Raw genomic sequence first — 18,286 nt, 5'->3', positions numbered from 1 at the left:
TTTTTAAATAATCTAATGGATTAAAATATGGTCAATTATCTTGGCTACAGGTACTGGATCATCCATATGTACATGATGCCCCCCTTCAACCTCATAAAGCGTACAATTTTTGATTGCGCGCATTCTTGCTTGAAAAACCTCTTCAGGATAAGGTACTCCTTGTTTTGCCCGAATGAGACATAATGGAGCTTTAATCGCTTGCAACATCGCTCTTAGTTCATCCTCAAATGGAAGGGTCGACGCGACACAACGCAAACGTTTATCAAAAGTCCAACGCCAGCCCTCTTTATTTTTTACAGTACCGCGCTCAACTAAAGCCTCAGCAGCTTGGTAACTGATGGAACCAATGTTCATGCGATCATGGATGGCAGCAATACGATCGGTAAACAGCGTTCTTTGTAGGGGGTTATAGGATAAATAATGCGCTGCATCGTTTTGCAAGTTTGCTGTTGCTTGTTCAATAAAATTGACCTTAGGTCCCAAGATATCAAGAAATATCAATTTTCCCACGCGCTCAGGTTGGGCAATCGCAATGGTTGTGGCCAGCAAAGAGCCTAATGAATGGGCAATGATATCAAAATGCGTCCATTTTAATGCTTTGATTAGATGCAACATCAACAACGCATCATTTTTCCAATGCGGCATAACCCCCGGAGGATAATGGCTGGAAAATCCGGTACCTGGATAATCCACCGCAACAAGCTGTCTGTCAGGCAGCAATGGTGCCAAGAAATCAAAGCTTGCCGCGTTATCCAGTTTGCCATGCAAACACAAAACAGGATTGGGTTTTTCGGGATGCCAAATTTTTAAAGCAAGAGTAAAACCCGGAATCTGGATACTTCGTTCAACATAATTGTTCATAAATGCTTAAACAAACATCTTTGAATTGGGTGTGATGATTGTATAGGGTGTAAAAATCAGTTTATAGTCCAATAGGTGTAAAAAAAACGTAATATTATCGTTAATTATCATTTTGCTGCCCAGATTAGCGGAGCGTAATAGGTGTTTCTAATACCTGAAAAACCTCATTCACAATCTGCTGTATATCCATTTTTTCAGTATTAATGCACACATTGCAATGTTCTTGAAAATTAAATCGCTTCAACCAATGAAGTGCTGATCCTTTTAATCGATCACCCCTGGCAGCTTCTCTTTGTGCAATCGTTGCCTCAGAAGCATCAAGATAAACAAATAAAACTCCATACTTTTCTAATGTTTCTTTATAACTTTTAAATTCATCAATAGTTGTAATAAAGGAGTCAACAATAATACTGAAGCCTTGTTCGGCAAGAAGCTTCAGGACATTGGGTATGGTTAAATAGAGTTTTGAACACAATGCCCCGGGCATGATTTCATAGGTTCCATCGGCATATTGGTGCGCATAGCAAATATCATTGGGAATACAAACTTGCGGATTGTCAGGATGTAACCCCGCAAATTTATCACCCAGCATGCCCAAATACCCATCAGTACTAAAGCTGAGCCAGCCATCACCAAGCCGACTTTGTAATTCATGACAAAGTGTTGATTTCCCTGAGGATGACGTGCCACAAACTATGATAATCATTTTTTTTACCTAATAAACAAAAGCCGATGTGGGTGTAAACTGCGATTGTGTGGTAATTTTAAATACGCTGCAATCGTTTTCTATTGTATTAGGGACTGTTTCCATTTCCTTTTTCTTCAATATACGGTCATGTTATGAGCAACGATGCGCAGATTTTTTTTGTATGTTTGCTCACCTGAGGTTGGTTTTGCTAATGAACAAACAATGCTAAAATATGCTTCATTATTCAATTAATAAACAGAGCATGCCCCATGTTAGAGAAATATTTGCGAACAGGTATAAATTATAAAAGAACCCAAGATACTTTAGAGCTGGGATTTGAATTAGCCGAGCAAGCAGAAAATCAAAAAACCAATTTCGATCCTGAGATAATACAAAAAACCAAAAAAAGTGTGGAAAATATTATTTCGGAGTACAAGAAAATTCATGTGGGGTCCTCATTATGGGCTACCAAGCAAACCAAATTAATGGGGGAATTAAGGAAAACTATAAAGCTGGTACAACCAGGATCTGATGAATCTGAAATAGTTGAGAGCATGAGATCAAGTCACCCATAAGAACCGGTTGGTTATCCTATAAGAGATAGGAGAAAAGTATGTCAAATCATAATTCAATTCATCCTGAAGATATATTGCCTGATGGAGTGGATACTGCATTAATCGATGGCAAAATCGTAAGGAAAGGCACAATTGCGGCGTTTTTAGCGAATGCCGATATTTTTGAACATCCAAATAGCACAGAGAAGCAAAAAGAAGAGGCAATTAAGGCAATGAAAGAGTTAGCACCAGTAGTAATTGCTGTCGGTTTGCATCGGCATGTAGTATTTAAAAATAAGGAAATCGAACAAATTCTTGTTGAGGCGGAATAATAATTAGGGGGACAACTATCTACACTGTGCCACAGGGTGGAGATCCCTCGTTGCACTCGCAATGACGTGACTGAGCGGAGAATCTCAAAAAAGGATACTGCTCTACGGCAGTAAGATCGCCTATACTATGTATTGAATTTGCCCATTTATCATTAATTTCATGAGTTCGACAAAACATCAAAGCCTGACTTGGGCACATCCGCTCGTACAGGAATGGTTTATCCAAAAAGTAGGTGAACCTACAGAACCGCAAGAGCAGGGATGGCCCTTTATTTTATCAGGAAATGATACCCTGATTTCTTCACCTACGGGTTCAGGAAAAACTCTGGCCGCATTTTTAGCATGCTTAGATGGTTTGGTACGCAAAGCGATATCTGGAAGTTTACAGGATCTGACAGAGGTTTTGTATGTTTCACCTCTCAAAGCACTGAGTAACGACGTGCAAAAAAATTTACTTGTACCGCTTCAGGAAATTACTGAACTCGCCAAAGAACGTGGTATTTATTTACCAGAAATTCGTGTGGCGGTGAGAACTGGAGATACTCCAACCAGTGAGCGTCAAAAAATGCTCAAGCAGCCACCACATATTTTAATCACTACACCTGAGTCTTTTTATATTTTACTCACTGCAGAAAAAAGCCGTGTTAATTTAGCGGGTATCCATACAGTAATTGTCGATGAAATTCATGCTTTAGCAAATAACAAACGAGGTGCGCATTTAGCTTTATCCCTCGAACGTTTGGAAGCACTCACCATCAAACCATTTATTCGGATTGGATTGTCTGCTACTCAAAAACCTTTGGAAAAGGTAGCGCATTTTTTAACAGGCGCTAAAAAGACCAGCGTGAAATTAGTCAATATAGGACATGCACGCCAATTAGATTTGCAGGTTGTGGTGCCTGAAATTGAGTTAGCCGCTGTTGCTTCCAATGAGATGTGGGATGAACTATACGACAAAATCGCCGCTTATGCTGGGGAAAATCGTTCCACTTTAGTATTTGTAAACACCCGAAAATTGGCGGAACGGGTTGCCCATCATTTGGAGCAACGTCTAGGAGAACATAAGGTTTTGGCTCATCATGGAAGCCTATCGCGAAAACTAAGGCTGGAAGCAGAAACAAAATTAAAAAAAGGCGAACTCCAAGTATTAGTTGCCACTGCCTCGTTGGAGTTGGGAATTGATATTGGAAGCATTGATTTGGTGTGCCAAATCGGATCACCACGTGCTATTGCTACCGCATTGCAACGCATCGGTAGAGCAGGGCACTGGCATGCAGCCATTTCGAAAGGACGTATTTTTGCCACAACACGTGATGAATTATTAGAATGTGCTGCCCTGGTTTATGCAATACGCCAAGGAGATTTGGATCAGTTGATTATTCCACAAGAGCCTTTAGATATTCTAGCGCAGCAAATAGTAGCCGCATGTGCCACCCAGGATTGGGAAGAGAACTTGCTCTATTGCCATTTTAAAAATGCTTACCCTTATCATCATCTAACATGGGAAAAGTTTGATGAACTTCTTACTATGTTGTCTGAGGGAGTTTCCGGATCACGAGGACGCTATGGCGCTTATATTCATAGAGACCAAGTGAATCACGTTATTAAGGCACGGCGAGGTAGTCGACTGGCAGCGATAACGAGCGGAGGTGCCATTCCGGATAACGGTTTGTTTACTGTTATTGCCATGCCTGATAATGCTATGGTAGGCACTTTGGATGAAGACTTTGCTGTAGAGAGTAATCGCGGTGATATTTTTTTATTAGGTACGAATTCCTGGAAAATACTACGTATTGAAAATGGGCGTGTACTTGTGGAAGATGCCCATGGTGCACCACCTAGCGTGCCTTTTTGGCTCGGTGAAGCTCCGGCACGAAGCATTGAACTATCACAACACGTTTCGCAGATGCGTGAAAAAATTAGTGAATTGTTGCCAGAAAAAAGTCCAAAAATTGTTGATATCAAGCATTACCCTGAAATTAAGGCTGCCATTCAATGGTTGATGCGTCATTGTGGTTTAGATCATGCCGCTGCAGAACAATTATTAGAGTATGTCCGTGTAGGACGGCAAATTCTCGGCGCGGTTCCGACACAAAAAACAATCATTGCAGAACGTTTTTTTGATGAAAGCGGCGGCATGCAACTGATCATCCATGCACCTTTTGGTGCCCGTATTAATAAGGCTTGGGGATTGGCTTTACGCAAGAAATTTTGCCGATCATTTAATTTTGAATTGCAAGCCGCGGCTACTGATAATGGGTTAAATATCTCTTTGGCAGAACAACACAGCTTTCCTCTGTCGGATGTGTTCCATTTTTTACATACCAATACCTTAAAAGACGTCGTTACCCAAGCGGTTTTGCAATCCCCTTTATTAGGTGTGCGCTTTCGTGCTGTCGCTTCCCGATCCTTGTCATTATTACGTTTTCGTGGTGGTAAAAAAACGCCTCCAAACATTCAACGGATGTTGGCGGATGACTTATTGGCGGCTGTTTTTCCAGATGCAGCAGCATGTCAGGATAATTTGGGGGGGCGGGATGTAGTGTTGCCTGAACATCCCCTTATCGAAGAGACCATGAAAGATATTCTAACAGAAGCTTTAGACATTGATGGCTTAACGGAAGTGATCCATGCTATTGAATCCAAAAACATTAAGTGTCTCGCGGTAGATACTCCAGTACCTTCTGTATTTTCTCATGAAATTTTAAATGCTAATCCTTATGCCTTTTTAGATGATGCTCCTTTAGAGGAGCGACGTTCACGAGCAGTAGAAATGCGCCGTGTACTCCCTGAATCATTGTTGGAAGAAGTAGGTAAGCTAGACCCCAAAGCAGTGACCGAAGTTCAGCAACAAGCTTGGCCAGATATTCGCTCTGCAGATGAATTGCATGATGTATTGCAAACAGTGATTGTTTTTCCCGAAACGATTCACTTCTCTGAGTATCAAGCAACCTTACCTATTTGGAAAAAATATTTTATTGAATTGCAGCTCGAAGGACGAGCGGTATTAGCTAGGGTTACAGACAAAAATTATTATGTCCCTGCTGAAAAAAAGAAGACTTTTCACTGTATTTTTCCACAAGCACTATTTAGCAACGAAATGGTTGATATTGAGGAAGAGTCATGCACACAAGATGAGGGTATCTTGAAAGCAATTCGTGGCTGGCTTGCGCATACAGGACCAATCACTCAAAAGACACTCGCTGATTGTTTGCGACTTCCACCCTTGGATGTCGAACATGCCTTATTAAAATTGGAAGCCAGTGGTTATCTATTGCGTGGGAGCTTTCGAGCAGAGTGTGCTGGTGAAATCGAATGGTGTGAACGGCGTTTGCTAGCACGTATCCATCGTTACACTACAGAATCGTTACGTAAACAGATTAAACCCGTTACTCGAGCTCAATTTATGGCCTGGTTACTCAAATGGCAACACATGGCAAAAGGAAATCAATTACGCGGAGAGAGTGGACTGTTGGAGGTGATCAAGCAACTTCAAGGCTTTGAGCTTGCGGCCAATGCATGGGAATCGGATATTTTTCCTGCACGGGTACACGATTATGATCTGTTGATGTTAGATAAATTATGTATGAGTGGTCTTGTCGGTTGGGGGCGTGTGTCCCCTCATCCTTCGATAGCCGTTCTGGACGAAGAAACGAAGAAATCAAGACGTTTATCACCTAGTCGAAATGCACCGATTACGTTTTTTGTGCGAGAGGATGCCGATTGGATTCCACCACATGCACTTGTTGATAATATTGAAGAGGTGGAGAGTTTAAGCCATCCTGCACGTAATATTTACCAATTTTTACAAAAATACGGTGCTTCCTTCTACGCCGATATCGTCCGTGGGACGGGAAATCTGAAAGTAGAAGTAGAAAATGGTTTATGGGAATTGGTCGCAGCGGGTATGGTCACAGCAGACAGTTTTGATAATGTACGCACCCTGATTAGTACAAAACGTAAATACAGCAGCCGACATCGACGGAGACCTTTGTTTCCACTGAGTACGGGACGTTGGTCTTTATTGCATGTGCATGCGCAAGCAGATCAAGAGAAACGAGTGGAAGCTGCATGTTGGATGTTATTGAAACGCTATGGGGTGGTATTTCGTGATTTGCTTGTGCGCGAGAAAAATATTCCACGTTGGCGTGATCTATTGATTTTCTTGAGACGCCTTGAATTACGTGGTGAAGTACGTGGTGGTCGTTTTGTTGATGGATTTTTAGGCGAACAATTTGCATTAGCTTATGCTGTAGACTCTTTACGGGCGATGCGAAATGAAGAACTGGATGAGATGCCGCAAATTATTTCATCCGCAGATCCTTTGAATTTAGTAGGAATTGTCTTACCCGGTGATCGGGTTTCGGCAGCAATGAGGTCGGAGATTCGGTTGGTCGGAGGAACAGTGACTTTGTAGATTGGGGATTATGCTTAGGCTAGGCAGGTAAGCTCGGCGGTTGGCATAAAATCCCCACTCCCGATTCGAGAGAGGGACAGGGGGGGAGGTTAATTATATGATACCCTCATCCGCTCTGAGGGCATCTTCTCCCCAAGGGGAGAAGCGATATTTTATGAGTGTTCTACTCCAGGTTGATTGGATGTGTGGTGCTAATCCTGAGTAGCAACCAGGAAATCACAGTGGGGGCTTTTAGAACTCATTTTTATATTTTTTAATGAGTTCATTACGTTGGAGCGTCAGTTGTTCGCTTAACCCCACCCGATAGGTGCTTGGTTTATCATCCCGTTTGTATTCTTCAGGTAGTTGACTCAATCGTGTTTTACTGTATTGGGCGATTTCCTGTAACGTTTTTGATGGCATAAGCCGCTTGCCATGTTCCATGACTTTTTGCAATAGAGGTTCTTGTCGATAATGATCGTGAGATAATAATTGCTCCATTTCAAAAGGGGCATAGACTTTATCTAATTTCGTCTCATCCATAAGTCCAACAACGTCCATACCTAAAAAGGCATCTTGATGCAGTAAGCGAAATACTTGCTTTTTATAAGGTAAAGTGATTTTAGTTGTTGATTCAGAAAGTTTAAGTCGTGGTTTTTCATTAGCAAAAGCCAGTTTATATACTCCATCTAAAGCAGCATCTGGGGCGCCGATAACCAAATTTGTGCCCACACCAAAAATATCAATAGGTGCTTTTTGTTCACGCAGGATTTTAATTTTCGATTCATCTAATTGATTGGATGCAACTATTTTTACATAATGCAGGCCTGCCTCATCCAACATGTGTCGTGATTTTTTTGCCAAATCTGCCAAATCACCACTATCTAAGCGGATTGCATGCAATCGATGTCCCTGTTGCTCCATTTCTTTGCCTATGCGAATTGCGTTAGGTACACCGCTTTCTAGGGTACTGTATGTATCAACAAGCAGGGTACAATTATTAGGCCAGATTTCAGCAAAATCCCGAAATGCAGCTAATTCACTGTCATAACTTTGGATAAATGAATGTGCCATAGTTCCAGAAATAGGAATATCATAATCACGACCTGCACAGACATTACTGGTTGCATCAAACCCACCAACAATCGCCGCGCGGCTGGCATAATACCCTCCCGGGCCTTGTGCTCTACGTAAACCAAAATCAACTAAGTGACAATCTCCTGCAACGTGTCGTATTCGACTTGCTTTTGTCGCGATAAGAGTTTGAAAATTAAGTAAATTTAAAAGAATAGTTTCAATCAGTTGCGCCTCGAGCATATTGGCTTCTACGGTCACAATGGGTGCAGTAGGAAAAACGATATCTCCTTCTGATAGAGCGTAAATAGTCCCATTAAAGCGAAAGGTTTTCAAATACTCAAGAAACTCAGGATGCATCCCTTTACTTGTTAAAAATTGAATATCAGATTCATTGAAATGATAGTTTTCTAATATTTCCAATAAGTCTGCTAAACCGGCAAAAACAGCGTATCCCGAACCGAATGGAAGTTTTCTAAAAAAATAATCAAAGACCGCGGTAGTATTTTGGTGGCCTTTTAAAAAGTAAACCTGTGCCATCGTCAATTGATATTGATCTGTATAACTTCCGGTAAAATCAAACATTTTAAGTAGACATCCTTCGTACGCAATAAAATACTATGCAGTGATAACAAACTGATTATATTGCCATAATAGTTGCTGAAATACACTTCCTGGAAAATTTCTTACAAAAAATAAGGATGAGTTGATGAGGGAATAATGATGTCTTAGCGGTGATTATAGACCATGGCAAGAGTGTTGGTAATCCACTTTAAGAAAACAGGCTGAGTTGTTTTTAAGTCCTTGAAAAATTGAAAATAAACGACATACCTTTAGAGTTTAAGAAAATGTATATTTTGTCATCCGTTTAACTAAAATGTCAGTCATTTGAATTAATTGTTGACTAAAGCCCATCATTCTGTGTTAGATTTTAGTTCATGAAATTGATCGTAGCTCAATGAGACAGGAGGTAGAAGATGAAGGTCGGCGAGTTTAAAAAGCAGGTTATAGAGCTTGGAAGTAATATCGATCCATTAAAAACTCCTGCAGAAGTTCTTGCCCTCATCTCCAAACTATCTGAGCTATTTGAACCGCTTAATGACCAATTTGATTTGGATTCCGATATGATGATTCCTGTGAACGAACTCACGAATCAATTTTGGAATTTGGTTATTCGTAATATTCCTTGTGAACAAAGTGCGCAATGGAATACTGCGGCATATGTCATGCCTTGGCTTACTTTACAACAATCCTTGGTGAAAGTTGGCTTAATGAATGCTGATTTTCACCATCCTGTTTTGTATGAAGAATTAAAAAATCATTTTAATCGCCTGTCAGTGACGAATGACTCATTGAAGATTACCGAGCTTATGCCATTATTTATTCGTGCGAGTCGGATGCTCGGCTATGTTGAGGTCAGTCAACTGGAACATTATCCATTTTTAAAGTTGAATGAGAAAATTACTGCAAACAGGCGACAAGAAATTGAGAAACTTAAAGACATCATGTTTCTGCTCAGGTCCATTTTTTATTTAATGTATAAACATTGTACTTCGAAGCAACTCGCATTAATCCCATCCTTGATTTATTTTCGTTATCATACGACAGATGAAGAGAGACGTTCTGAATTGGCAATTTTTAACTGGCTTACTCAGCACACTTTGGAGTGTACTCAATTTTTCAGTTCTCATGATGATTACATTAATATGCGCTCAATTAAAGAAATTGATGCATTGCATAATGCGGCTCATTTATTACCTAAAGAGCGTAAAACTTTCCTTAATGCGACGAATGAAAATCGTTGGATTTATCCTTTTATTCACCAATCTAGAGGTGAGCCAGCTTTTTTAGAGCAACAGGATGCCTCAGTAAAAGAAACCCTTCGTTTATTGAATCAGGATTTTAACAGCCAAAAAGATAAGTCTTTTACAGCGATTTGGCGTTTTGCCTTCTTGGTCAAAATGCAAGCTCGAATACTGTCTCCCACTGAGGCAAAAATTGTCCATGCTGCAACTTATGCCTTTTGCATGGAAAAATATATTGAGCAGTTCAATTTCAGTGATGATTCAAAAAATTCATTTTCAGTACATTCTGAATGGGAGTTATTAAAATGTCAGGCAGCAGAAAAAAGAAAATTAGCAGCAATTAATGGCAAATCAGTGAAATTAGGTTTTTTTGAAACCTTAGCCGTAAGCCAGGGTCGATTAAAAAAATTAATTAATTTTCTTGAAGAGAATCAAACACCCGATTCAGAAGATTTTAGCTCCTCTTGGGAAACTCCCTCTATGGGCCATTGAACAATCGCGCATGTGCCTTTCCCAAGTGGTGATATTTTTCTGATGCATTATATAGACTCATAATTATTTTTTTATGGGTTACCGAACTCATTTCTAAAAAATCTACAAATCAACGTTTGCAATTTGAAATCAATTTTTAATCTAAAAATTATTCTATTTGAAATTTGCTTTTCCATATTGAGTAACATATATTTATTATTAACTTATGTACCTTAAAATCATTTTAAGTTATTAAGAAAAGGAGTTCTTATGCGTGCCATTAATAAGCTTTCTCTAGCAACAATGTTAGGTGTTTTGGCGGTATCCTCCAGTGTCTATTCTGCAGATGTACCTGATATTTCGGGATCCTATAAATGCTCCTATCATGATCCATTTACTACTCCCAATGACGGAACTGAAACCGTAGTATTTAAAAAAAATGGGGATGTTTATAAAGTTTCAGGTATTCCTACCGGAAGTGTATTTCCATATTACATTGGTAAGGGAATATTTAATAAAGATGTCCCTAATGCAATTGGCTATATTTTTTGGCAACCTAAATCGCCAACGGTAACAACAGTCCAAATTTTCACAATTAAACCCGATGGCTCTTTGGATGGTGTTTTTGCAGAAAGTAATAAGGATAAGGGTGGTACTGAAACGTGCACCAAAGTAACGCAACAATAGAATTAACGCGTATAAAGGTGATTATGAGAAAAGGAATTTATTATGAAAACTGTGATTAAGAATGTTTATTTAGTTACTGCATTATCCCTGTCAACGCTTACAGCTTATGCAGATAACCCAAGTACAAGCAATTCCAACACCACGACAAGCAATTCTGGTTCCACCACAACTAATGCAGGTACTGCTACAAGTACTAGTAATAACAGTACTTCTTCTGTGCTGGGGAATTATCAATGCCAACGCACTGATGCTGCAAATAATACGGTCTCTTATCCAATGAGTATTACAAAAACAGGCGATACATTTACTTTAGAATGGGATACTAGTGCTGGTGATCCGGTTCTTTATGGTACCGGTGTTATGCATCCCAATTTAACGAACGTTATTTCAGCTTCATTCTGGGATCCTAGAAAGCCCGATACAATAGGAATTCAAATGATTGAAGTGAAGCCAGATGGTTCATTGCAATCCAATTGGGCATTGCAATCAGACAACACGCTTGGAACAGAAACGTGTACTAGAGGCAAATAAATGCGTAGTAGAAGTCGTATAATTCAAAAATGAAAGGGTTACTTTTTAACGTAACCCTTTCCTCTTTATACCTTTGTTAAGGCAATCGCATGTCATTCCTACGCAGTTGGATTCTATTTCCAAACGGATCGTGGTGTTCTTATGGATGAATTCGTTTCGGAAATGACAAAGAGTCAGTTTGGTAATTATCAGATATTTCTAAACTATTTATTCAACAACGTCCTGTTTCGTAGGGCTTTTTCATCAGGAAATTAAAGAATTCATAATTTATTTTTCATTTTATAAAGCATAATAGCGAGTGGTTCTTTGAGAAAATAACGTGAAAAATATTTGTGTTTAGTCCAGCATACGCTATTTACTGCGGGCGAGCTGACTGCATCAAGATGAAATTTTTGCGCCACTAAAAGAGCTCTGGGGGCATGAAAAGGTTCCGTCACTAAAATAATGGTTTTCAAATGATTTGCTTGAACTATTGGTTGAGAAAAAAGAAGGTTTTCATAAGTAGAAGTTGAAGCAGATTCGAGCAGGATGTCTTTGGCGGGCACTCCTAATGATACGGCAATTTCTTTCATTGTTTGTGCTTCATTTGTTCCATCTTCTCTATCGATACCCCCTGAAAAAAGAAGTTTAGGGGCATAGTGAGCCTTATATAAATCAACTGCATGTTTTACACGAGCTACAAGGCATGGATTGTAGGTGTTAGCCCAATAAGCTTTTGCACCAAGAACTAAAATGACATCTGCTTGTTTTCTTTGATCATGTTCAGCAGTTTTAATAATATAAACAGCCAACATCGAATAAACAACAAGTGATGAAAACAAAACAAAAAAACATATTTGTATGAACAGCTTCATAATCGCTCAATAACGGTGCTCATTTTAAAAAAAGAATTTTAGCAGATTATTAGCATGGATTCATGAAGCAAAAAAATCCTATAAGTCCCGGATAGTTTGAGAGCGCGTCATCATTTAAACACTTGATTATTACTGCTAAATGATGTCAATCCCGCCTGCGTAGGAATGACATCATTTAGATCACAATCTATTATTCTTTATGCAAAACTCTGCACTGTAAAAAAGTGACGATACCTCGAAGAAATCAGTCTTTCTATGATTAGTAATGTTGATGGTAGTTTGGATTGGGAGCTCCATTTTCTACTATAACATAGTCTCTCGGTGGTACCCATCGATGAGCATTTTTCCATCTTGAATGATGATGGTGGTGGCGATAATATTTGAACCGTGGGTAATCATCATGTGAATGATAATAAGCAAAAGCTGTAGTGGAAAATAAAGCAGCTGCGCCGAGTACGCTGCAGAGCAATAATTTTTTAATCATTTGATTTCCCCTCTTAGATTGTTATCTGAGGCTAGTTTAAATAACGAATGTAACAGGGGTATAACAAGACACGTTGTAATTGTAACAAAGTTGTTACAAACGTCTGGGCGCTAAGAGCTGCCATAGCGGCTGCAGCGAGAAGTCTTTCTTAATAACACACTGTTGCAGTATAGAGATTCTCGTTATGCCCGAGATAACGCCTTATACCATAGATAAGTGCCCCTTGGACTGTTCAGATTCAACATGAGCTACCTCTTCGTTTAAATCAACTACTTCTCTTGGTACCTTAGGGATGACGCAATTCGCAATCCCTTTCGATAATAAATGAACAGCAAAGGGGCTAAAACAACCCATAACAATGATAGTGGCAGGTAGTGTAACGAGGAAAGTAAATGTCGTCGAAGAAGATACTCCGCTTGCACGCAGGATGTAATAGACACCAATATGGACTCCGCCACTTAAAGCCGCCATAGTCAGACTGGCACATTTTCTATAACAAGGCTCACTATCAAGACGAGAAGAACAGTTGTCGACTTTCTGTTTTCGTTTGTTCACATTCGACCAATAAATATTCTCATGCTCATCAATCAGCTTCTGTACAGTAGGATTAATAAAGTCATTCTCAATTTCGGCGGGTAATTTTTTATTATTGAATAAAGTAAAAAAAAGATGAGGATTTGTTTTATTAATTTTCTGAGCCGCGAGGGTGGCTAACTTAGGAACCTCTCCAGATGGAGAAAGTTTTTTTTCTGATATATTTTGCTTTGGCATGCATAGACCTTATTTTTATCCAATAGAATCTATTATATAACAATAAGTTAGTGGGTCATTATTTTGATCAACATTTTAAAAAAGAAATTTTAATGAAAATAGGATTTTCCTTGTCAAAATGACTTAAGCTAAGGGGGGTAAGTGCGATCATGATTTCGGAATAAAGTTTGAGGATAAAAAATGAAGAATTTTTTTCTTGGGATGTTCTACATGGTACAAGGGATTCATCATCTTTTTACGCCCGGATTGAAGCGTTTTATTCTAGTGCCTTTAGCAATTAATTTTATCATGTTTGCGGGCTTGTTTTATCTTATCTATCATTATTTACTTCCCTATGCTTATCACTATCTTAACCAATTGCCCTCGTGGTTAAGTTTTCTCAGTAGTGTCTTTTTTGTCCTTTTTATACTGAGCTTTTTCTTAATGTTTTTATCCCTTTTTACTGTGTTTTTTAATCTAATCGCCGCTCCTTTTAATGGCTTACTCGCTGAGAAAGCACAATATATACTTTTTGGCCGTGCGATTCCTTCATTATCATTTTCTAAAATTGTGGTTCGTAGTATAAAACGTCAAGGTGAATTTCTTGGTTATTTTTTGCCTCGTTTTTTACTCATGGGTATTTTATTTTTTGTACCTTTTCTCCAACCGATTTATCCACTCTTATGGTTTGTCTTTAATGCATGGATACTGAGTATTCAATATCAAGATTTTGCTATGGATAATAATTTGATTAGCTTTAAAGAAATGCGTAAGAAAGTTGCCAACAATAAAATGCTATCACTTGGGTTTGGTTTTTCTATCAATCTGAGCAGTTTTATACCTTTTTTAAATATATTAAGCATGCCAGCAGCAGTTATCGCAAGCACAATGCTTTACTGTAGATTCAATAAATGTTTGCTAAAGCCCAGTCCAAAACGTATTAATTAAAACACCTCTGCAGCCAATGGAACCATTTACGTATGCGTGCCCGGATAATGTATGTGTTATCTTTTCGGGCACACATGAGTTCGCCTAGTTTTTAATAAGCTTGAACTACAATTTTTCCTACCGCTTTTCCTGATTCGAGTAATGCGTGGGCTTTATCAATATTCTCAAAATAGAAAAGATGTGGGTCAATAAGTGGTTTTAAATGGCCCTCATCCGTCAAGCGTGCAATTTCTTTTAAAATATTGCCATGACGTTCGCGTTGCTTATTATGCAATAAAGGCAATAACATAAAAACAGCGTGCAAGCTCGCGGATTTGGCATGTAAATGCGAAAGATCATGGGTGGACGTAGCCTGGATGCTGGCGACATTTCCGTATGGAGCAACAGCAGCTAATGATTTTTCAAGATTTTCTCCACCAACCGTATCAAATACTACATCAAATCCCATGCCTTTAGTCACCCGATTAACATAATCTTGAACTGATTCAATCCGGTAATTAATCGTCTCTTTAACCCCTAGTGATTTCGCTATGTCTGCTTTATCAGAAGAAGATACAGTAGTATATACCTCAGCCCCAGCCCATTTTGCCAACTGAATTGCAATATGGCCAACTCCACCGGTTCCTGCGTGAATTAATACTTTTTGTCCCGATTTGATTTTAACCTTTTCAAATAATGCTTCCCAAGCCGTGATTGCAACCAGGGGCAATGCAGCAGCCTCTACCATGCTCAATTCTTTGGGTTTTTTCGCGATGAGCAGGGCATCAGCAAGCATAAATTCTGCTAAAGCGCCACTTTCGTTGAGAAAGCCACCTGCACATCCATAAACTTCGTCACCAACAGAAAACTCAGTGACATCATCACCAACCTCTTCAATAATTCCTGCTACATCACTATGCAGGATTGCTGGGAAGGGGGGGGAAATATGTCCGTATTTTCCCGATCGAACTTTACAGTCAACAGGGTTTACGCTAGTTGCTACAACTCGAATGAGCACATAGCCGGGTTTAATTTGAGGTTTGGGAAGTTCAATCGTTTTAAAGACTGAAGAATCACCAAAAGATGATATCGCTTGTGCTTTCATGGCGTCCTCCTAACTTGATGCAGCAGATATTTTTTTTAAAAATTATGAAAAGGATAGAATAACCTTCATACAAAAATATCATTTTAAGAAAATAAGAGAGTAATTACCAGAACTGATGACTCTCTCTGGCCTCAAAATATTAGGGGTATATAACAGATTGGATTTTTTTTGAGCGAAATCTACACTTATGGTATTCGTTGAGCAGAGCCCTTATGATGAATGAAATTCAAAAAGGATGGAAAAACATGTGGCAGACAAGAATGGCTGAACAAATAGGTTTAAAATTTCCAATTATTCAAGCGCCTATGGCTGGTGGGGCCACTACGCCGGAGTTGGTTGCTGCGGTATCTAATGCGGGAGGCCTGGGTTCATTGGGCGCAGGATATATGAATCCCCCTGAACTGCGGTCGGCTCTAAAAGCAATTCGTGAATTAACGAACAAACCTTTTGCGGTTAATCTTTTTATTCCTGGGAAATACCATGCCACAACAGCTCAAATTCAGGAATCATGCAACGATATTGAACAATCCTGTTCTGAATTAAATATACAAGTTGAAGCGCTTGTGGAACCCTACGCGCCGTCCTTTGAGGAGCAAATAAACATTCTCATTGAAGAAAAAATCCCCGTGTTTAGTTATGCATTTGGTCTATTGGATGCAGAATGGATCGATAAATTTAAAAACAACGATACCTTTTTAATTGGTACAGCGACAACACTAGCAGAAGCCTATGCACTTGAAAAAAGTGGTATTGATGCGCTGGTCGCCCAAGGAAGTGAAGCAGGGGGGCATAGAGGGACTTTTATCGGTAAAGAGGAAGATGGTTTGATTGGTTTGTTTTGTCTTGTACCTCAGTTAGTCGATCAAATAAAAATTCCCATTATTGCAGCGGGTGGAATTATGGATGGAAGAGGGATCATTGCTGCATTTGATTTAGGTGCTGAGGGGGTACAAATGGGAACTGCATTCCTCAGTTGCTTTGAAACCGGTATTCCTGATATTTATAAGCATACTTTACTGACCCAGCAGCAGGATAATACAGTACTTACCCGTGCTTTTTCTGGAAAATTAGCACGAGGGATTCACAACCAGTTTATTGAGCGAATGGATAAAAAGAAAACAAATATTTTAGACTATCCTATTCAAAATGCTTTAACAACAACGATGAGAAAAAAAGCAAAGGAAAAAAACAATATTGATTTCATGTCCATGTGGGCAGGACAATCTGCTCCACTTTGCAGAAGCATGCCTGCTGGTGAGTTAATTAGCGCTTTAGTCCGCGAAGCAGAGGCGTTGAACTCTGTTAGATAACGACACCTATGGGGCATCCCGAGCCTAGCGAGGGATCTTTTGGCGTAACCTGTTTTTAGGATGTGGAAATACCTCATTGCTGTGGGCATAGGGAGGCAAAGAGAATCGAATTAAAACCAGCTTCTAATATTCATTTTTTATTTTTTCATAGAGATAGTCATAAAATGAGGGGAGCGCCGCTTCCATTGTAGGCTGATAAGGGCCAGTTTGATTCTCACCTTGCTCATAAAGCGCTTTTCTTCCTTGCTGAATTTTAATACATATTTCCTCATCTTCTTGAGCGGTTTCTAAATAAGCGGCTTGTGCTGCTGCACATAAAATGGGATTAGTTAACCAAACCTCTTTAGGATGAAAAAACTCTACGCTATTGATGCACTGATCGACGCCTACTGGTGAAATCGTACTAATGACTAGCATATACGGATAGTATTCAATCATAATATTGGGATAATAAGCTAACCAAACTGCGCCATATTGCGGTAAGTCATCATGTGCTTGGGCTAATAAATTGTCTTGGTACACTTTAAAATTGGCAGAACCTGATTTTGATAAATCAGATTGTAGGCCCACATACTGGATGGAATGTCCCTCATTAATCGTCCAATCGAGTTGACGCACATTGACCAATCGCCTTAAACCGTTATGAAAAAATGGGATGTGATAATCATCCAGATATACTTCCATGAATATTTTCCAGTTAAAGGAATAATATTGCTGTTTTGCCTGCGTGAATACATAATCAGAAAAGTCAAATAAGGCGCTTGCTTTCGCATCAAAGGCGTTTGCTTCTATTTTATTGTTGCCTCTAAATAAAAGTCCATTCCATTCACTCACCTGATCTTTTTTCAAATTAAAACAGGGTGTGTGTTCAAATTGTGGTGCATGGACCAATTCACCTTGTGTATTGTAGGACCAACTGTGAATAGGGCAGCGAATTCTTTTTACATTTCCTGAATCGGATAAGATAACAGCTTGACGATGTCTACAAATATTGGAGAGTACACTGATTCCTTCTTCATGACGAATCAGCATTTCTTTATCGTTACTGCGTTTCAAGACATAGTAGTCATTTAAATTAGGTACCATGAGTTGGTGCCCGACATATTCAGGGCTTTGTTTAAAAATATATTCTTTTTCAAGTTGATAAATCGATGGATCAAAATACCAATGGATTGGGATGGGATGATATCGATTCATAATAGAATAGCTCCTATACCTAATGAGTAAATAGGCTACTTGTTTAGTCCCAATAAATTGTTCTTGTACCTTGCTCTCGAATCCTTATAAACAAATAGTTTGCTTAACACCTAAATTATAGCCTCATCTATAAGTAATTTTTATAATTAATTCAAATTCGAACAAATGATTCTGAATAACCTGAGTAGATATCAAAGTTAATCTTAACTCGATAACATCAAATTATATGTGTTCTAATTTATTTAATTAGGAGCTTCAAC

Annotated in this window: 15 protein-coding genes; 8 read left to right on the top strand and 7 right to left on the bottom strand. The window is 39.1% G+C overall.

The window, feature by feature from the left end; genetic code table 11:
- Positions 1 to 12 precede the first annotated feature (12 nt).
- Both ACF8MK_RS00565 and ACF8MK_RS00560 read right to left on the bottom strand, forming a co-directional pair.
- The gene (locus ACF8MK_RS00565) at positions 13 to 861 is read right to left on the bottom strand and encodes an alpha/beta fold hydrolase (protein ID WP_392537732.1); all 849 of its coding nucleotides are present in this window, start codon (positions 859 to 861) and stop codon (positions 13 to 15) included.
- A 124-nt stretch (positions 862 to 985) separates the two neighbouring features.
- On the bottom strand, positions 986 to 1,567 hold the full coding sequence (locus ACF8MK_RS00560; RefSeq protein WP_392537731.1) for an AAA family ATPase: 582 nt from the start codon (positions 1,565 to 1,567) through the stop codon (positions 986 to 988).
- 251 nt (positions 1,568 to 1,818) lie between these two features.
- Here ACF8MK_RS00560 and ACF8MK_RS00555 point away from each other — a divergent pair, with 251 nt between their 5' ends.
- The 3 genes from ACF8MK_RS00555 (at position 1,819) to ACF8MK_RS00545 (ending at position 6,852) form a co-directional block, all read left to right on the top strand.
- Complete coding sequence (locus ACF8MK_RS00555) at positions 1,819 to 2,124, top strand: hypothetical protein (RefSeq protein WP_392537730.1); 306 nt, start codon at positions 1,819 to 1,821, stop codon at positions 2,122 to 2,124.
- A gap of 38 nt (positions 2,125 to 2,162) precedes the next feature.
- On the top strand, positions 2,163 to 2,435 hold the full coding sequence (locus ACF8MK_RS00550; protein WP_392537729.1) for a hypothetical protein: 273 nt from the start codon (positions 2,163 to 2,165) through the stop codon (positions 2,433 to 2,435).
- A 160-nt stretch (positions 2,436 to 2,595) separates the two neighbouring features.
- On the top strand, positions 2,596 to 6,852 hold the full coding sequence (locus ACF8MK_RS00545) for a DEAD/DEAH box helicase (protein WP_392537728.1): 4,257 nt from the start codon (positions 2,596 to 2,598) through the stop codon (positions 6,850 to 6,852).
- A 231-nt stretch (positions 6,853 to 7,083) separates the two neighbouring features.
- Here the strand turns inward: ACF8MK_RS00545 and ACF8MK_RS00540 are convergent, their stop codons facing one another.
- Positions 7,084 to 8,490 carry a nicotinate phosphoribosyltransferase gene (locus tag ACF8MK_RS00540; protein ID WP_392537727.1) on the bottom strand — a complete coding sequence of 469 codons (1,407 nt, stop codon included), beginning with the start codon at positions 8,488 to 8,490 and terminating at the stop codon, positions 7,084 to 7,086.
- A 392-nt stretch (positions 8,491 to 8,882) separates the two neighbouring features.
- Between ACF8MK_RS00540 and ACF8MK_RS00535 the strand changes: the two genes are divergently transcribed.
- From ACF8MK_RS00535 to ACF8MK_RS00525, 3 genes are all read left to right on the top strand, one after another.
- Entirely contained in the window at positions 8,883 to 10,202 is a 1,320-nt protein-coding gene (locus ACF8MK_RS00535) for a hypothetical protein (RefSeq protein WP_392537726.1), read from the top strand.
- A gap of 249 nt (positions 10,203 to 10,451) precedes the next feature.
- Positions 10,452 to 10,868, top strand: coding sequence for a hypothetical protein (locus ACF8MK_RS00530; protein WP_392537725.1), 417 nt, complete (start codon positions 10,452 to 10,454; stop codon positions 10,866 to 10,868).
- A gap of 42 nt (positions 10,869 to 10,910) precedes the next feature.
- A complete protein-coding gene (locus tag ACF8MK_RS00525) occupies positions 10,911 to 11,399 on the top strand; it encodes a hypothetical protein (RefSeq protein ID WP_392537724.1) in 489 nt (162 codons plus the stop codon).
- Positions 11,400 to 11,659: 260 nt separating this feature from the next.
- On the opposite strand, the gene ACF8MK_RS00520 is transcribed toward ACF8MK_RS00525, so the two are convergent.
- Positions 11,660 to 12,253, bottom strand: coding sequence for a YdcF family protein (locus tag ACF8MK_RS00520; RefSeq protein ID WP_392537723.1), 594 nt, complete (start codon positions 12,251 to 12,253; stop codon positions 11,660 to 11,662).
- Between the two features lie 685 nt (positions 12,254 to 12,938).
- Complete coding sequence (locus ACF8MK_RS00515) at positions 12,939 to 13,508, bottom strand: hypothetical protein (RefSeq protein WP_392537722.1); 570 nt, start codon at positions 13,506 to 13,508, stop codon at positions 12,939 to 12,941.
- A 180-nt stretch (positions 13,509 to 13,688) separates the two neighbouring features.
- On the opposite strand from ACF8MK_RS00515, the gene cysZ reads away from it, so the two are divergent.
- On the top strand, positions 13,689 to 14,435 hold the full coding sequence (gene cysZ, locus ACF8MK_RS00510) for a sulfate transporter CysZ (RefSeq protein WP_392537721.1): 747 nt from the start codon (positions 13,689 to 13,691) through the stop codon (positions 14,433 to 14,435).
- A gap of 91 nt (positions 14,436 to 14,526) precedes the next feature.
- Here the strand turns inward: cysZ and ACF8MK_RS00505 are convergent, their stop codons facing one another.
- Positions 14,527 to 15,519, bottom strand: coding sequence for a zinc-dependent alcohol dehydrogenase family protein (locus ACF8MK_RS00505; RefSeq protein ID WP_392537720.1), 993 nt, complete (start codon positions 15,517 to 15,519; stop codon positions 14,527 to 14,529).
- A gap of 245 nt (positions 15,520 to 15,764) precedes the next feature.
- Here ACF8MK_RS00505 and ACF8MK_RS00500 point away from each other — a divergent pair, with 245 nt between their 5' ends.
- Positions 15,765 to 16,829 carry an NAD(P)H-dependent flavin oxidoreductase gene (locus ACF8MK_RS00500; protein ID WP_392538987.1) on the top strand — a complete coding sequence of 355 codons (1,065 nt, stop codon included), beginning with the start codon at positions 15,765 to 15,767 and terminating at the stop codon, positions 16,827 to 16,829.
- A 123-nt stretch (positions 16,830 to 16,952) separates the two neighbouring features.
- On the opposite strand, the gene ACF8MK_RS00495 is transcribed toward ACF8MK_RS00500, so the two are convergent.
- Complete coding sequence (locus tag ACF8MK_RS00495) at positions 16,953 to 18,026, bottom strand: aromatic ring-hydroxylating dioxygenase subunit alpha (protein WP_392537719.1); 1,074 nt, start codon at positions 18,024 to 18,026, stop codon at positions 16,953 to 16,955.
- Between the last annotated feature and the right edge of the window lie 260 nt (positions 18,027 to 18,286).

Source organism: Legionella sp. 227, assembly GCF_043161935.1.
Lineage (GTDB): Bacteria > Pseudomonadota > Gammaproteobacteria > Legionellales > Legionellaceae > Legionella > Legionella sheltonii.
This window is presented reverse-complemented; position numbering and strand designations above follow the sequence as displayed.

Excerpts from the sequence above, each read along its gene's own strand:
- ACF8MK_RS00565 (WP_392537732.1), bottom strand. The coding sequence starts at position 861 with ATGAACAATTATGTTGAACGAAGTATCCAGATTCCGGGTTTTACTCTT.
- ACF8MK_RS00560 (WP_392537731.1), bottom strand. The coding sequence starts at position 1,567 with ATGATTATCATAGTTTGTGGCACGTCATCCTCAGGGAAATCAACACTT.
- ACF8MK_RS00555 (WP_392537730.1), top strand. The coding sequence starts at position 1,819 with ATGTTAGAGAAATATTTGCGAACAGGTATAAATTATAAAAGAACCCAA.
- ACF8MK_RS00550 (WP_392537729.1), top strand. The coding sequence starts at position 2,163 with ATGTCAAATCATAATTCAATTCATCCTGAAGATATATTGCCTGATGGA.
- ACF8MK_RS00545 (WP_392537728.1), top strand. The coding sequence starts at position 2,596 with ATGAGTTCGACAAAACATCAAAGCCTGACTTGGGCACATCCGCTCGTA.
- ACF8MK_RS00540 (WP_392537727.1), bottom strand. The coding sequence starts at position 8,490 with ATGTTTGATTTTACCGGAAGTTATACAGATCAATATCAATTGACGATG.
- ACF8MK_RS00535 (WP_392537726.1), top strand. The coding sequence starts at position 8,883 with ATGAAGGTCGGCGAGTTTAAAAAGCAGGTTATAGAGCTTGGAAGTAAT.
- ACF8MK_RS00530 (WP_392537725.1), top strand. The coding sequence starts at position 10,452 with ATGCGTGCCATTAATAAGCTTTCTCTAGCAACAATGTTAGGTGTTTTG.
- ACF8MK_RS00525 (WP_392537724.1), top strand. The coding sequence starts at position 10,911 with ATGAAAACTGTGATTAAGAATGTTTATTTAGTTACTGCATTATCCCTG.
- ACF8MK_RS00520 (WP_392537723.1), bottom strand. The coding sequence starts at position 12,253 with ATGAAGCTGTTCATACAAATATGTTTTTTTGTTTTGTTTTCATCACTT.
- ACF8MK_RS00515 (WP_392537722.1), bottom strand. The coding sequence starts at position 13,508 with ATGCCAAAGCAAAATATATCAGAAAAAAAACTTTCTCCATCTGGAGAG.
- cysZ (WP_392537721.1), top strand. The coding sequence starts at position 13,689 with ATGAAGAATTTTTTTCTTGGGATGTTCTACATGGTACAAGGGATTCAT.
- ACF8MK_RS00505 (WP_392537720.1), bottom strand. The coding sequence starts at position 15,519 with ATGAAAGCACAAGCGATATCATCTTTTGGTGATTCTTCAGTCTTTAAA.
- ACF8MK_RS00500 (WP_392538987.1), top strand. The coding sequence starts at position 15,765 with ATGTGGCAGACAAGAATGGCTGAACAAATAGGTTTAAAATTTCCAATT.
- ACF8MK_RS00495 (WP_392537719.1), bottom strand. The coding sequence starts at position 18,026 with ATGAATCGATATCATCCCATCCCAATCCATTGGTATTTTGATCCATCG.